The sequence below is a fragment of the Moorena sp. genome (assembly GCF_982860115.1).
Window position 1 is genome coordinate 54,963 of the sequence record NZ_CEYLVT010000007.1, and the last position, 15,904, is coordinate 70,866.

Consider the following 15,904-nt stretch of genomic DNA (forward strand, 5'->3'; position numbering starts at 1 on the left):
AAAAAATGTAAAATAATGTAAAATATAGTAAATAAAAACTATTATGTATGATAATTTTAAAATAGAGCAATGAAAAATATAGGTAACAAATCATGACACCAGAAGAAAATATAAAAATCGTGGAGAGTTTCTTTGAACAATACGAACAAGGTAAGTTACCGAGTGAGATGGAAGAAGTATCAAAGGATATTGAATGGCTTCTGTCATCTTCTCCAGATGTATTATTCTTTGGTACATACAAAGGTGTAGATGCGTTCGACAAGACTTTCGTACTTGCCGGCCAGGTCATCAAAGCGGCTCAAGTCGTCTCTACAGATTATATAGCTCAAGGCGACAAAGTTGTGGTCACTGGCTGGGAAAAAGTTACGTACAACGAGGAAACAACGGGAAATGATCATGAGGCGTCATTAAATCAGGTCTCCGTATTTACTATCTCTGGTGGTCAAATCATAAAGTATGAGCAGGTCCTTAATACTGCCGTAGTTGGAATGTTTGGCTATCAGGGATAAAGTTAGGATAGGTAGTTATATTGGGAGCAGGTCAATTTTGATCTGCCCCCAATTCTATTTGTCCTTAAAAAGAAAAAGAAAATTCCTGTAGTTGTTAAGGTTCAGCGTCCTGGTTTGGCAGATGCTTTTAACAGAGATATCGCTTCAATGTTAGTGCTTAATTGAGCGATAGATTGATTTTCAAATAGGTTAATTATAGATAACTCTAGATTCAAAACATTTCGTATCCGAGACAGAACTTGAGTTGTCATAAAAGAATTACCCCCCAAATCAAAGAAATTATCATATATCCCCACCTTATCTATTCCCAAAACTTCTTTCCAAATCTCCGCTAATGCCTTCTGTGTTTCTGTCTCAGGAGCTACATACTTCGTTGACACACTACTGTCCACACCTGGTATAGGTAATGCCTGACGATCTACTTTGCCATTTGGAGTCAGTGGCAGTTGCGACAACACCATCAACACTGATGGCATCATATACTCTGGCAACTTCGACTCCAGATATTCTCTCAATTGCGATATCAGTTGCTTTCTCAACTGGGAACTCAAGGGATTATTCACATAATGATGCCAGTCACCTGCTACAACAGATTTTTGAGTTAGTGGTGTTAACACTATCCCCTCTGCTGCTAACTCACTGCGCACAAATACCCCATCCATCAATCCAGGACTTCCCTGAGCAGACCAACACAACTCTAAGCTATACCCTAAATCTGAACTCAGTTCATATAACCTCTCTGGGTCGATGCCATTAACTTGCTTTGATTCTAACTTTTTCCTCAACTGCTGTACATTCAGTTTTTCTTCTGAGTGTGATAGCAACTCAACTAAACCTAGATCCCTAGCCACTCTGCCATTTACTAAACCACTAAAACAAATTGATTCTGGCTGCTTTTCTCGCAGATAAGTTTCTATCTCTTTATCGCTCATATCTGCTCCACTTTCTGCAGTCTCTACTATTACTGACGCTGGTTGAGCTTCTATATGCAATAGTACGCTATAGCGATATGTATTCAATTCATTTGGTTCACTTCCCCTTTGTAAACGTATTTGTACATGAGTTATTTCTGGATGTTTTTCTTTGAGAGCTACAAACAACTCTGGTGATACAAACAACTCTGTCTCCTGCTCCATTTTTGTATCTATATTTTGCTTGAGTTTTTGTTGCGACAGTGATGGAGTTGCTTGATACAGTTGCACCGAACTGTGGAATGCTTTCATCAATTGTAAACTCAGCACATCTCCTAGAAGAATTATTCCTCCTGGTTTCACGATCGGAATCGACTGAGATATTACTTCTAACAAATACTCTACATTCGGAAAATATTGAATCACCGAGTTTAAAATCACTACATCGAAGCTTTGAGGTGCTATCTCCTCACCGATATCATCAGCTCTTTTCTGTGCTAGATTGACATTAGCATATTTCTCTGGTTCCTGGAGTATTTGTTTTTGGATATACTCTAGTGAAATATTAGATATATCTATACCAGAATAGGCTTGTGTGTGGGGGGCGATTTGAAATAGTAGCGACCCTGTACCACAACCTATTTCACATACACTCTCTGGTTTATGTGCTAATACTTGAGTGACAATATCCCCTACACAGATTCGCACTTGACTTTCTGGTAATGATTGGTTGTCGTACCTGCTAGGCCAACCTGAGGTATTGAATAATGGGTCTTTGACTGCACTATTTTGTTCCTCAATTTGTTGGTTAAATAGGTTTTGCCAACTTTTGATTTGAGTGTTTGATAGTTCTGGGTTTAATGTAATGCTGCTTTCAATATCTTCAGGTACTATATATCCTACTAGACGTTTGTCTCCTGACTTATCTTCTGCTGCTACTACTACTGCTTGCTTAACACTCGAATGCTCAGTTAAGGTAGCTTCTATTTCTCCAGTTTCTATCCGGTATCCTCCCACTTTTACTTGCTCGTCTATCCGCCCTAAGAATTTTATATTCCCATCAGCTAGATAACGGCCTAAATCTCCCGTCTTATATAACTTTGACCTTTGACTTCCCTCCTTGGGGGTGACGTTTGATTTATCAAAGGGGTTGGGAATAAATCTCTGATTTGTTAAATCCTCTCCCTTGAAATACCCACGAGCTAAACCTACCCCTCCTATATAAATTTCTCCAGTTACTCTTATGGGTACTGGTTGTAAATTACTGTCTAGGATGTAGATTTGAGTATTGGCGATCGGACGACCGATAGGTGACACTGAAGACTCTGGTGAGCATTCTGCCATTGTGGCACATACTGTAGCTTCTGTTGGTCCGTAAGCGTTTACAAATTGTCGCCCCTTTGCCCAGTGCGATATTAGCTCTGATGGGCAAGCTTCTCCTGCCACAACTATAGTCTTTAAGTCTGGTAATTCCTCTTTGGGCATCACTGCTAGCTCTGAGGGGGAAATCGTGATGTGGGTAATTTTTTTCTCCTGCAACCACTGACTCAAAATAGCTCCAGGCATTAACGTCTCTCGACTGCCCATATACAAGCTTGCCCCTGAACCTAAAGCCATAACTATTTCCCAGATGGAGGCATCGAAACTTAATGAAGCGAACTGAAGCACTCTACTGTTTGAATTGACTTGAAACCCTTGAATTTGAACTGCCACCAGATTACACAATCCCTTGTGTTCTACCAATACTCCTTTTGGTTTACCTGTGGAACCTGATGTATAAATTACATAAGCTAAATTTTGGGGGTTGACTTCACTCTCTACTTTTTCTGGTGTTTCAGTGGCTATTTTTTCCCAATCTCTATCTATAACAACTACTTGGGCTTGATGTTGAGGAAGTTGAGCTAATAATTGTTCTTGAGTTAGTAACACTGATACTTCCGAGTCACTAAACATATACTCCAAGCGTTCTTGGGGATAAGTTGGATCTAGTGGTACATAAGCTGCTCCAGCTTTGAGTATCCCTAATAAACCTACTATCATTTCTAATGAACGCTCTACACAGATACCTACTAGGGTTTCTGGAACTACTCCCAATTTTTGCAAGTAATGGGCTAGTTGATTAGCTTTGTTATTTAATTCTGAATAGGTCAGCTTTTGCTCTTCAAATACTACTGCTATTGCATCTGGGGTTTTCTCTACTTGCTCTTCAAATAACTGATGGATACATTTGTCATCTGGGTAATCTGTTTTCGTATTGTTCCATTCCACCAGTATTTGGTCTAGCTCTAGCTCTGTCATTAATGGCAACTGGCTAATAGGTAGCTCTGGAGTCTCTACTGCTGCTGATAGCAAGTTTTGGTAATGTGACAGCATCCTGCTAATTGTTTCGGCCTCAAACAAGTCTCGGTTATAGGCAGAATGTCCAGCAATTACTTCTCCTATATCCCACAGACCTATTTCAAAGTCGAACCGGGCGGTCCCGTTGTCATTACCTAAGCTGAATAACTCGTCCCAAGCTAGATTGACCTCTAAGTTATGTAAGTTGAAGGGTGGTCTATATGCTTCGTCGCTGTGAATCATAAACCCAGCCTGAAATAAGGGATTTTTGGATAGAGACCTTTCTGGTTGCAACTCTTCTACTAATTTCTCAAAGGGTATGTCTTGGTTATCAGAAGCTTCTAGGACTGTTTCTTTGACTCTGTTTAATGCTTCTGTGAAACTAGGTTCCCCTCCCAGGTCTGTGTACATGACTACGAAGTTGATAAAAAGACCAATTAATCCTTCTATTTCACTGAAGTTGCGGTTAGCTATGGGAGAACCTACTGCTATACTATCTTGACCACTGTAACGATAAAGCAAGATTTTGAGGACCGCTAACATGGTCATCTGTAAGGTGACTCCCTGTTTTTGGTTGAATTGTTTTACTTTTGATGTTACTGCTGGTGGTATAAATATGGGAACAAAACCCCCTTGAAAAGTTTCGATTGCAGGTCGGGGATGGTCTTTGGGTAGTTGGAGTTGTTGTTGGGGTAAGTCTTGCAGCTTTTGCTTCCAGTAACTTAGTTGGCTTTCTAGAGTTTTTCCTTGCAAGCAGTTCCTTTGCCAAACTGTAAAGTCTGCATATTGTATAGACAAGTCTGGTAATGGGCATGGTTGGCCTTGCTCTGTAGCATTGTAAATGGCTGAGAGTTCTTTTGCTAATGCATTACCAAGTGACCAACCATCAATTACTATGTGATGCATCATTATAAACAGTCTGTATTCCGTTGCTCCTAGTTGATACAAGTGAGCGTGTATGGGAAGGTCTACTTCTAGATTGAATGTTTTTGTATATTCTGGGAGGATTAGTTGTGCTAGTTTGATTTTTTGCTCGGCCTCTGTTAACCCACTTAGGTCGATTAAAGGTAGTTCTAGTTCAGAAATGGGAGTAATTACTTGTACTGGCGTACCGTTGATTTCACTGAAAGTAGTTCTCAGAGCTTCATGGCGAGCAATGATTTGGTTGAAAGTTTTTTTCAGTGCTAGATAGTCTAATTTACCTACTATACTTATTAGTAATGGTACATGATAGGCAGTTTTCGTTAGCCCAGTTTTTTCTAGAAACCATTGCCTATGTTGTGATGATGATAACGGGATTGCTTGCTCCCTAGAAACTGGCTGAATCGAGGTAGCTACAGATTGATGAATTGTCTGGGCTTCCCTAAGCAAATTTAGGATTTCTGCTTTGCGATCAACTATATTCTTTTTAAGTTCTGGGGTTATTACTCCCTTTGGAGAACGATAGCGGAGTTGCTTTCCATCTATCCACAACTTAACACCCAAATTTTGCAAGTAAGACACGAAATCAATTGTGTTCATAATGCTTCCTCCTCATAGTCTACTTCTGTTTCAGATTCTAATGTGTTTTCTTCTGTTGCTAGTTGACTTAGTACTTCCAATATTTTGGCTATCTCAGCAATAGTCGGTGACTCAAATAAACGCTTCAAAGTTAGTTCTTTCCCAAAAGCCTGTCGGATGCGAGAAATCACCTGAGTAGCCACAAGTGAATTTGCTCCCAACTCAAAGAAATTATCATAAATACCCACCTGGGACACCCCAAGCAGTTCCTGCCAGATTTGAGCAATTTGACGCTCCATCTCATTCCTGGGCTTTACCTTTTCTTGAGTTAAACGACCCAAATTACCCTCAAAAAGTAAACCGATATCAATATCCCCATCCTCAGTCAAAGGCATTTCTGCCAATTCCACTACAGCACAACTACTAGGTTTACCCACCGCATCCTGTACCTGATGCTCGAGAAGACTCACATTGGGTTTACCTTTACCATTAGTAGTCCAGTAAGCTGTTAATTGTTGCAAACTATCTGAAGTAGAAGTCAACCTTCTGATATTAAGATTACTACCATCTAAACCCACCATTAAGTAAGCTTGGTTACGACATAACCCTGCTAACATTGAAGACATACCTTGTGAAACACTCATATCAGAATAACCTTGAGCGCGGGTGAGATATTTCATTTGGTATCCCTTGCTCATACCAGTTTCTGACCACGTTGTCCAAGCAAAACAATAACTCTTTAACCCTCTTTGAGAGCGCTGATAATGAGTCAAATTCTCCAGGAAACTGTTAGAACTTGCGTAAGCACCGATTGTCGCACCACCAAAGACACCAGTGGCAGAAGAAAAGTTGATAAACAAGGTATCAGGTTGTTTTTGTACCAGCTGATGTAATACCCAAGCACCCCGAACTTTAGGATGAAGCAAAGTTGCCAAACTCTGCTTTGTTTCCTCTTTCAGTAAACTTTCATGGTAACTTCCGGCTAAATGAATCACCCCATCCAGTTGTTGAACGTCCCATCCAGACAAGGTTTGCTGTACTACCTCCTGTACTGCTTTTTGATCGCCAATATCCACCCCTTGGTAAATCACCTCACCACCTAGTTTTTGTAATTGTTGGTAAGTTTTGATTTTCTCTGCTAGTTTACCTCCTTCTTGTAAAGAAATTTCCCAACTGTTGCTATCTGGTAGGGGTGTACGGCCTAACAGCAATAGTTTAGCCTGATAATTTTCCAGGAGATACTTGGCAATTTCCACACCAACTCCTCCTAACCCTCCACTAATCAGGTAAGTTCCTCCTGCTTTGAATGGTAATGGCTCTAATGGTAAAGAAGGCAGGTTAATTTTCTTGATACCTGATACCCAACGCTCTCCATCTCGATAAGCTACTTCTGAATCTTTAGCATCAATAGTTAGTTCCTCAAGTATCGTATTGCTATTGACTTCTAATGATTCTTGTGGTAAATCTAGATGCCGACAATCCCACTCAGGGTTTTCCTGGGGAATAGTTTTCAACAAACCTGGTACTGTTGCTTTTTCATAGGCAATAACTTCTTTGGAATTCAGACATTGACTCTGATTAGCAACATAAAGTAATCGCACAGGATCATTTTCCTTCTGATTACCAAAAGTTTGCAGTATAAATAAAAGGCTATAAATTCCTGTTTTTTCTACTCTTTCTAGAGTTTCTGTGTCAGTAATTTCTCCAGTAGTATATTTATCATAATGCCACAGGTGAATAATAGCTCCAATTTTGATATTTTCTGCTGCTAGAGATTGGTATAATTGTTGATAGTCTTCTCGAACATCTGGAGCAATTATATAGTGATTTTTTTTGACTTTTTTGAAGGTTTCTCCTAATTCTATCTGCACATAAGCTTGAGCATTTTCCTCTAATTTTTGACAGAGTTTTTCACCTAATCCTAAGTCATCTAAAAAGACTAAAACTACCCCAATTTTAGCTAACTTTTGTGGTTGATAATTTCCTTGTTTTCGTCGCCATGTTTTTTGATAAAACCAGTCAGGAATTGTGTTATTATTTTCGGTAATTAAATCTACCCGTTTTAAAATTTCTTGGAATTTTCCTGTGGCAAATTTTTTAATCAGTAAAGCTCGTTGAATCTTACCGATAGAAGTTTTGGGAATTAATTCTTTGTCTAGGGGAATTAAATAATCTGGATTAACTCCCATTCCATTCACTACCTGTTTTCTGACAGTTTTTAATAAACCTAATAACTCTGTATCTTCGGTTTTATAACTACTGAAAAATATCCCTAATTTATCCGTATTGCTGTTAGTTTTCCGTACGGCACAAGCTGCGGTGTAAGAAACTTCTATTTCTGGTAATTCTTCTACGACTGATTCGATTTCATGGCTATAGTAGTTTAAACCATTGATAATAATTACGTTTTTTTGTCGTCCGTTAATTGTTAAACACCCGTTTTTCAGAAAGCCTAAATCTCCTGTGTTAAACCAACCATCTGCTGTAAAAGCTTCTTGATTTGCCGTGGAATTTTGATAGTAACCGGAGGTAACTGATGCGCCTTTGACTTGCACCCTCCCAGTTATTTCTTCTGAGACTATCTGGTTTTCCTTATCAACTATTCTGATGGTAAATCCAGGAATGGGAGGTCCTACTTCTACAAATTTTTGACCATCTGTTGAGTTTAACCAGAAGTTTTTCGAGAACGTTATTGCTGAGGAAACTTCAGACATTCCCCAGGCAGGCTGCATAACTTGAGGTGGAAGATTGTATCTAGCCAATAATTGCAAGAATTTTCTGACAGTTTTGGCGACTATCATTTCCCCTGCACTGACGATCAATTTTACAGAGGATAAATCCCATTGAGAATTTTCACTACTTATTTTGTCTTGTTGTTCAAGCTGATCAATAATTAACCCGTAAGCAAAGTTAGGTGCCCAAGTAATTGTTGTGCGATATTGAGACATCAAATTTAACCACCGTGTCGGTGCTTTCAATATCTCCTGTGTTGGTACATGAATTTGCTGACATCCCAAATACACATCCCTCATATGAAACAATACTATTCCACCCACATGATCTAGAGGAAACCAATTTAAGGAAATTTCTTCAGAACTCAAATTGTTTATCTGTACTGCTGCTGCACTACAACTTAATAAATTCTTATGACTTTGCTTCACTACCTTCGGTACCCCTGTACTACCCGAAGTTAGTAGGAAAATTGCTATATCCTCTGGCTGAGCATTATACCAATTCTTATCTACTTCACTTGACCGCAATTCCTCTATGGTTTGTAGCTCCAACTTACCTAAATTCAAACGTTTTGACCACCCACTTACTAATGGAGCTAAATTCTTATCTGTGAGTATCAGAGGCTGTCCTAACAAAGTCCAAGTATTTTGCAGTTTGGTCAGACCACTATTTGACTCGTCATAACTAGAGGGTATTGATACTGGTACTGGTATAAATCCTCCTAAGAAACAACCCCAAAATGCCGGGATCAAATCTTGATTTGATTCTAGTTGAAAAATTACTTTGTCTTTGGGTCTCAAACCTAATTGCTTCAACCCTCCTAATATTCTTTGAGCTTCTACCAACAACTCACTATAGCTTTGAGTTATTACTTCTCCATCTGAGTGAATATATATTATATTCGTCTCCCCATGCTGTTTTGCTGCTCGTTCTAAAGCTTGTGCTAAAGTAGTTGGTGCATCTTTCGGCCACTTTATTGCTTCTGCTTCACTGATGGCTAGTTTTCCTGATGTTGATTGGGTTTGTAATTCTGTTGTGCGAACTGACTTTTCTACTACAGGAGTTGCACCATTATTAGGCAGTTTGATTTCTTCTGATGGGAGCAAGTCTGATATATGCAATGGTGATAATTTTAGTGTTTTCTGTTGCACTACCACTGCTACTTCTTCTATTTCGGGGACTGCTTTCAGTTTGGCTTCCCATTGTTGGACTACGTTATCGTCAATTACTGGGAAACCTTCTAATGCTACTTCATCTACTTTTCCTTTGTCAGTCAAAGGTAAACTGGATAGGGGTACATAAGCTCCAGGCATCATCCATGGAGGTAACTGCTGTTCAATTTGGGAGTTTAATTGTTGGGGGTTCCAGACTCCGGCAACTACCACATAAGCTACTAATAAAGTTTGATGAGCTAATACATAAGCTTGTTCTACTCCGGGGATTAATAGTAGGGCGCTTTCTATGTCTGTTAGTTGTACTTGCTTCCCTTTTATCCATGTCTGCCGATGTTTGGTTCCGATTTCTCCCTCTACTAATTCTTTTGGCTGACGAACATCATCTTGATTCATAGTTTCACCTCTATCCAGTTACTATTTTCAGTTACTATTTTCGTATCCGCTCAATAAATCGGGGCGGACTACCAGTTTAGGAAGGATTTTAGGCCGTTTGAGGCTTGCCCTTTACCGATTTACCCCGGATTATTGCTCTGACAACACCGTTCTACTAAACTTACCCAAACTTACCCAAAACGGTATTTTGAGCGTTGGAGTTAGCTTCCTGTTTTGCTGACGCAATGCTGCGGAAATACAGAAAAGCACTGACCGCAGTCTGTAATATCATGTCCGGATAATCAGTGATAAAAAACCTTTATCCTCTTAAACCAATATTCCCTTCTGCTTCCCCCCTTTGAAAGGGGGGTAGGGGGGATTTCCTTGGTGTTCATCTAAAGTGTAACTATTCAACCGGACATGATATAACTTATCTTCTCCACAGGCTTGAAATCCTTTAGAAATCAAGCTACTTATTCACATATCACCTGCTCGCTTGGATATTCTCACATTTTTGATTCTACAATAAGGTAAGATTTCAACAGCTATCTTTGTGGAAGTTTAGCTTTTGGAAACACCAGCAGGATTGGGAACCGTGATGTCATTAACTTATCAAACCCATAAACTCATTAATCCCCAGATATTCACAGTAAGGATCTACATGTTGGTAAAGAGCCTGTGACAGATACTTGGTGAAGTCCCCTATACTTGACAAAATGTCTATTATATCGTTTTCCACTTCCTGAGCGACCTTTTTTGCTATCAATCCCTCTGTTGGTAATTTTTCTCTAATCTGTTGTACATATGGTGCGACCGCAATCTTAATTTTTTGCTCGTCTAAAGCCGTGCTTGATTCACTAATTCCCATTAATTCCTCAATTATTGGCTTGATGATTTCACTCAAGAAATTAATCTGATCTGGAGTTGGATTAATATCAAAAAAACGGAATATCATTCTTGCTATCAGTTTTGAGAGAAAACTAGCTGTAAAATTACCCAAAACATTGGGAGCATCAGGGTTATACTCTGTGGTGAAACTCTCCTCCTGCTTGGAGCAGATATCCTTATATATCACACCACTACGTTCACTCAGATCTAGACACAAATCAACAAACAAATTAATTAGCGTAGTGGTGGTAATGTATGGATTGTAGAAGGTTTTGGTTTCTTCTAGCGTATCTTGTCCCCACCCATGAGGTACAAAATCAAGGTAATGCCAAATGCGATCTGTTACATCACCTAGCTGACTGTCATAATATTCAGCAAATAGGTCATTACCAGGAGTTGCCCCTGCTGAAGGTGAAGCCAATAAAGTTGCCTTACTCTCAGGGTCCCAATCGCTGCGTCGATCCATCAATGATAAGGCAAGGGTAGGTGAAAGAGCACCTCCTAAACTATGGCCACAGACAGTAATTGAAACTGGCTTGCTAGCATTGTTCATTTGCTCCCTCAGGTAATCTAGAAGAGACTTATCGTTAGATTTCATATCTTCAAGAAGAATACGGAGTCCTACACTCGTGCCAGCAGAAACTCGCTTACCGACTGTTGTTTGGTCTTCAGGATCGGACTCCCATGGTCGGCCCTGATTCCAGAGCCTAGTCTTCGAGACCCAGAAGTCTTCCACAGCCCAACCAAACAATGATGCTGGATTCGTCCCAGCAATAGCAATGACGTAACGGTCAGATCTCTCACTATCCAGAGATTTTGCCATATACATGACACTATCAGCATATTGAGAGTCTATTATTTGGCCATCATGTTGATAAACAGCTGCACCCCATACGAGTTCCCATTTTCCAATTAATGCTTGTACATCGGGATTTGAGAAAATTGCATTAAGTTTTTCAGTTGCCAAGGCTTGTAGATCTTGCTGATCTTCTTTTATTGCAGCAACTACATTAGACGCCATGTTTAGGGAAAAGATTTGTTGTCGGGTATTGTATGAAACCATAAAGAAAAAACTGAGTTACGATTAAGTTAAAATCTTGATAATTATACTAGTCGTGCCTTAGCACGACTAAAACTGTATTCAAAATTGATAGAATCGCCTAAAAAGCAAGTTATCAACTATTAGGACTTAGGCAAATTTACTATATATACAGTTCAAAAACTATAACGTTATAGCTTTGAAGGCTATTATGTATTGTCTCTGCGTAAGTCCTGAACTAATCACATCAAGGTTTGGAGTCTTTGATTCAGTATTTTTGAGTTTCTGAATAGTCATTAGGGATTTAGTGATTCTCCAGGGGAGACGCTTCGCGATCGCTCAATACTGTTTGAGTTTGGCGAAAAATTTTTCCAAAAGCGAGGAGACAACTTTTGCCCCCTCAGCTAAGTTCAAATATTGAGAATTACACTAATTGATTCCTATGATCATTCAGTAATCAAAAACCTACAAAGTATCAGTCATCCATGGTGGAGGAGATATCCCAGGAGAAGGGACATGTTTTCTCGAACCGTTTTGACACATCGCCTGCCAAGAACGGATCTGTAACATCGTCAAATACCATCACACCTACATTTTGAGCGTTCAGTTTGTTTATATCAGCCCAGAAAACATTCGGATTCTTGGTGTATTCAAAAAAGTAGGTGGTATTTGGATCATTAGTAATCTTTTGACTCGTCTTCCTTTGGTTCGCAAGAGCTCGCCATTGGGTGGTGGTGAAGGCGAAACCATCCAGACCGAGTGGATCGGAGACATTGCGGATGATGCCCAACGCTGCAGCCAACTCACTACGCCGATTTTGCACCAGTCTGGATTTAAAAACATTATCCTCCATGGTTCTCAAGTAATAGCTAGCCCGGACGAAGCGAGATGTGGCACTGTTGGTACCTGGCAGAAATGACGACCCATTTTTGGTCTGTTCACCCCAATAGGTATTGAGGGTAAGCCAAGATTCATTGAGGGCAAGCTGTTTGTCAAAGGTTGGATCATTAGTCAGCACATCGTATTGATTACCATGATGGATTATTTGCTCACCATTAAGATATTCAATGATTGCTGAATCCCCACTTGGATCCGAAAGCGCTAGGTGAAGTGCAAACTCCAGTTGTCCCATAATTTTTTGAAGTGGTGGCGGCAGCGGGGAGAGAAGCCCTGCCGACACTAGATCATCAAACTTAGCTGTAACGATCTGGAAGGGTTCTTTTTTCAGTCCTTGAACTGCCTCTTCAACAGTTGCATAATTATCAAGGACATATTGACCCCAACCTCCAAGGGACAAGGCTTTCTCTCCTGGTTCAAGATCACCGTATTTCGTCGCTTCCAAAAAGAGGAGATTGACAACGAGACCCTGATCGTTTATACCATCAACGGTGGCAAGGTCATAGCTCGAGGTAATGATACTGTCATATTTCGAAGTCCATGTGATTGAGTTGGCACCAGCCCCACCATCACGCTCTAGGCCTTTCGGAAAGAACCAGAGCTTAGCATCGGGGTCCTGAAACCAGTCCATACTGCGTGCAGTAATTGGTCCGTTTGAACTTTCGTAGACTAACCGGCTACAGGCTTGAGCCGGTGGTATCACTGCCATGGACAGGATGGTAATAAGTACAACCAATATAGTTGCTACCTTCTTGAGCATAAAATTATGCTTCTTCATCATTAAGTTCAATACTCCCGAAATTTTTTTGAATCCAGAACGAAGACAATGCAAGGATTGCAGGCTACTTGCCTTTCTCTTGGTGCGCGTTCCCTAGGTCGGGTTTCCCGACCGGGGTCCCACCGCAATTTTTTTAATTGTCTACCCAGGGCTAAGTTGCCAAAAAAAAGGCGTTGCGTCAGTCTTTGGATGAATAGGAGTAGAGTGGGCATCCTGGCCGCGCCAACAGATCAAAGGACGGGCAAGATGCCCATTCTACAGGTGCGACCCAAGGGCAATTTACTCCCCCGCTTAAGGCGCGCACCTACTCTTAAAATCATTCCATTATTAAGCAGCTACTTTACCATAAGTGTCCGGACTATTTTGACATCCTCTCCGGCCTGTTAGCGTTGGCGAAGGTCCTCTGAAAGAGGCAGGTGCGGAGATTCTTACTCAGCCGTAACTTTTCAGTGGATTGACGATTTATTGGGTGCTGCTACTTTGACACTAGTCCTACGCTTCCCATTAGCTCTATATTAATGTCTCGGATTTGCCACCCGCGACATTAATACTATAGCATATTTATTCCAATTTAATCAATCAAAAAGTCGCCCGTTTATGGCTCTAGGCTTTATAAAGTTTATTTACAAAACTATTGACAAAAGTCCCTTGAGTGGCTCTAGGCTTTATAAAGTTTATTTACAAAACTATTGACAAAAACAACTTGATATAAAACGTGTGAAAAATTTTTTTGACGTCTAAGATGATTAGATGATATTGCCCGCACTTGGCTATCCCGCACTTGGCTATTTTGTCATAATTCTTTTGTTTATGAATCTTAGATTCTAAACAAAGACTACATAGACATAAGACTGCTAACTGATTGCAAAGGTGATCTGTCTCCGATCGCCCTTTACTAATGGGTATGAATTACTATATTCCTGCTTGTTAAATTCAGCTTTGTCAAGTCAATAAATCTCTATTTACTTCTAAGTAATCATTTCTAAAATTTTTCAAGTTTTTCCTAAACAAATATGTTGATAAGGGATAGCCCAATTCTGGGGCGAAAAAACTCTCTTGCTTCCCCTGAGCGAGGGATTGCTCGCTCGGGGAACCAACGGGGGCTTTAAGAAAACCAGATGATCGCACATTCATTCCTTAATTCAGCAACGCCAATTTTGCAGCTGTTAATGTACGCAAATACTTGAAACCATTAGTCGGCAATGAACACATGGCGATACTGGCTTCTGGTGTAGATTCATTTCACACACTAAGCTGCTACACAGCTTACATCCCACATTCAGCAGGTTGATAAGGCAACTTAGCTGAGGGGGCGACTTTCGCCCCCTCAGCCAAGTTACAAAATTGAGAATTCCACTAGACTATTGATTCCCAGAATCATCAGTTATTCATAGTGGCGGAAATATCCCAGGAGAAGGGAGCGCTATCCTGGAAATGTCCTGACACCTCGCCTGCAAAGTTGATATCATCAATTTTTTCAAGCACCATCACATCTGCCCCCTCTTCAAGCTTCAGCTTGCTCATCATAACCCAGAAAAGATTCGGACTCTTGGTGTATTCAAAAAAGTAGGCCAAACGCTTTGGATTTTTATTTTGGCTCGCAACAGTCCGCCATTGGGTGGTGGTAAAGGCGAAACTATCCAGACCGAGTGGATCAGAGACGTTGCGGATGATGCCCAACGCTGCAGCTAACTCATTCCGCCGTTTTTTCTTCTGTTGAATAAACTCCTTCTTATGCATTGCATCCAAGTAATAGCTAGCCCGGACGAACCGATCTGAGGAACTGTTACTGCCTGGCAGAAATAACTGATTTGTAACCGGATTCTTATTTGTGTAAATGGGTTCCCAATAGTCCTTGATTTCAACCTGTTTATTAAAGGTCGGGTCATTGGTCAGTACATCGTATTTACGACTATGATGGACTTTTAGTTCACCATCAATGTATTCAAAGATCGCTGAATCTCCACTTGTATCCGAGAGCGCTAGGTGAAGTCCAAACTTTAACTCTCCCATTAATGGTATAAGTGGTTTCGGCAGCGTATCCTCGGAGATAAGGTTTGCATTAAAGAGTTGATTAAAGGTGGCTGTGACGATCTCGAAGGGTTTTGCTTCCAGTGCTTCAACTGCCTCTGCAACGGTTGCATAATTATCAAGGACATATTGACCCCAGCCTCCAACGGACAAGGTGTTCTCACATGGTTCAATTGTACCGTAGTCCGTCTCTTCCAAAAAGAGGAGATTGGCAACGAGACCCTGATCGTTTATACCGTCAACGGTGGCGATGTCATAGCTCGAGGTAATGATACTGCCATATTTTGAAGTCCATGTGATTGAGTTGGTACCAGCCCCACCATTACGCTCCATGCCTTTCGGAAAGACCCAGAGCTTAGCATCGGGTTGATGAAACCAGTCCATACTGCGGGCAGTAATTGGTCCTTTTGGACTTTTGTAGACTAACCGACTACAAGCCTGAGCCGATGGAACTACTGCCATCGAGAGGATGGTAATAAGTACAACTAATATAGTTGCTACCTTCTTCAGCCTCAAATTATGCTTCTTCATCATTAAGTTCAATACTCCCGAAATTTTTTCGAATCCAGAACGAATACAATGCAAGGATTGCAGGCTACTTGCCTTTCTCTTGGTGCGCGTTCCCTAGGTCGGGTTTCCCGACCGGGGTCCCACCGCAATTTTTTTAATTGTCTACCCAGGGCTAAGTTGCCAAAAAAAAGGCGTTGCGTCAGTCTTTGGATGAATAGGAGTAG

General features: G+C 40.6%; 6 protein-coding genes. 1 reads left to right on the top strand and 5 read right to left on the bottom strand.

Annotation, left to right across the window (positions count from 1 at the left end; all coding sequences use genetic code 11):
• The first annotated feature begins 92 nt into the window (after window positions 1-92).
• A complete protein-coding gene (locus tag AC4II3_RS02400; protein WP_488010177.1) occupies window positions 93-509 on the top strand; it encodes a nuclear transport factor 2 family protein in 417 nt (138 codons plus the stop codon).
• A 101-nt stretch (window positions 510-610) separates the two neighbouring features.
• Here the strand turns inward: AC4II3_RS02400 and AC4II3_RS02405 are convergent, their stop codons facing one another.
• From AC4II3_RS02405 to AC4II3_RS02425, 5 genes are all read right to left on the bottom strand, one after another.
• Window positions 611-5,278 carry an amino acid adenylation domain-containing protein gene (locus AC4II3_RS02405; RefSeq protein ID WP_488010176.1) on the bottom strand — a complete coding sequence of 1,556 codons (4,668 nt, stop codon included), beginning with the start codon at window positions 5,276-5,278 and terminating at the stop codon, window positions 611-613.
• Window positions 5,275-9,558 carry an SDR family NAD(P)-dependent oxidoreductase gene (locus AC4II3_RS02410; RefSeq protein ID WP_488010175.1) on the bottom strand — a complete coding sequence of 1,428 codons (4,284 nt, stop codon included), beginning with the start codon at window positions 9,556-9,558 and terminating at the stop codon, window positions 5,275-5,277. The genes AC4II3_RS02405 and AC4II3_RS02410 overlap by 4 nt, the downstream gene beginning before the upstream one ends.
• Window positions 9,559-10,141: 583 nt before the next feature.
• Window positions 10,142-11,488, bottom strand: a complete 1,347-nt coding sequence (locus AC4II3_RS02415; RefSeq protein WP_488010174.1) for a lipase family protein — start codon at window positions 11,486-11,488, stop codon at window positions 10,142-10,144.
• Between the two features lie 451 nt (window positions 11,489-11,939).
• Window positions 11,940-13,142, bottom strand: coding sequence for a linear amide C-N hydrolase (locus AC4II3_RS02420; protein ID WP_488010173.1), 1,203 nt, complete (start codon window positions 13,140-13,142; stop codon window positions 11,940-11,942).
• Between the two features lie 1,377 nt (window positions 13,143-14,519).
• Complete coding sequence (locus AC4II3_RS02425; RefSeq protein WP_488010172.1) at window positions 14,520-15,704, bottom strand: linear amide C-N hydrolase; 1,185 nt, start codon at window positions 15,702-15,704, stop codon at window positions 14,520-14,522.
• Window positions 15,705-15,904 lie beyond the last annotated feature (200 nt).

Excerpts from the sequence above, each read along its gene's own strand:
- AC4II3_RS02425 (WP_488010172.1), bottom strand. The coding sequence starts at position 15,704 with ATGATGAAGAAGCATAATTTGAGGCTGAAGAAGGTAGCAACTATATTA.
- AC4II3_RS02400 (WP_488010177.1), top strand. The coding sequence starts at position 93 with ATGACACCAGAAGAAAATATAAAAATCGTGGAGAGTTTCTTTGAACAA.
- AC4II3_RS02420 (WP_488010173.1), bottom strand. The coding sequence starts at position 13,142 with ATGATGAAGAAGCATAATTTTATGCTCAAGAAGGTAGCAACTATATTG.
- AC4II3_RS02415 (WP_488010174.1), bottom strand. The coding sequence starts at position 11,488 with ATGGTTTCATACAATACCCGACAACAAATCTTTTCCCTAAACATGGCG.
- AC4II3_RS02405 (WP_488010176.1), bottom strand. The coding sequence starts at position 5,278 with ATGAACACAATTGATTTCGTGTCTTACTTGCAAAATTTGGGTGTTAAG.
- AC4II3_RS02410 (WP_488010175.1), bottom strand. The coding sequence starts at position 9,558 with ATGAATCAAGATGATGTTCGTCAGCCAAAAGAATTAGTAGAGGGAGAA.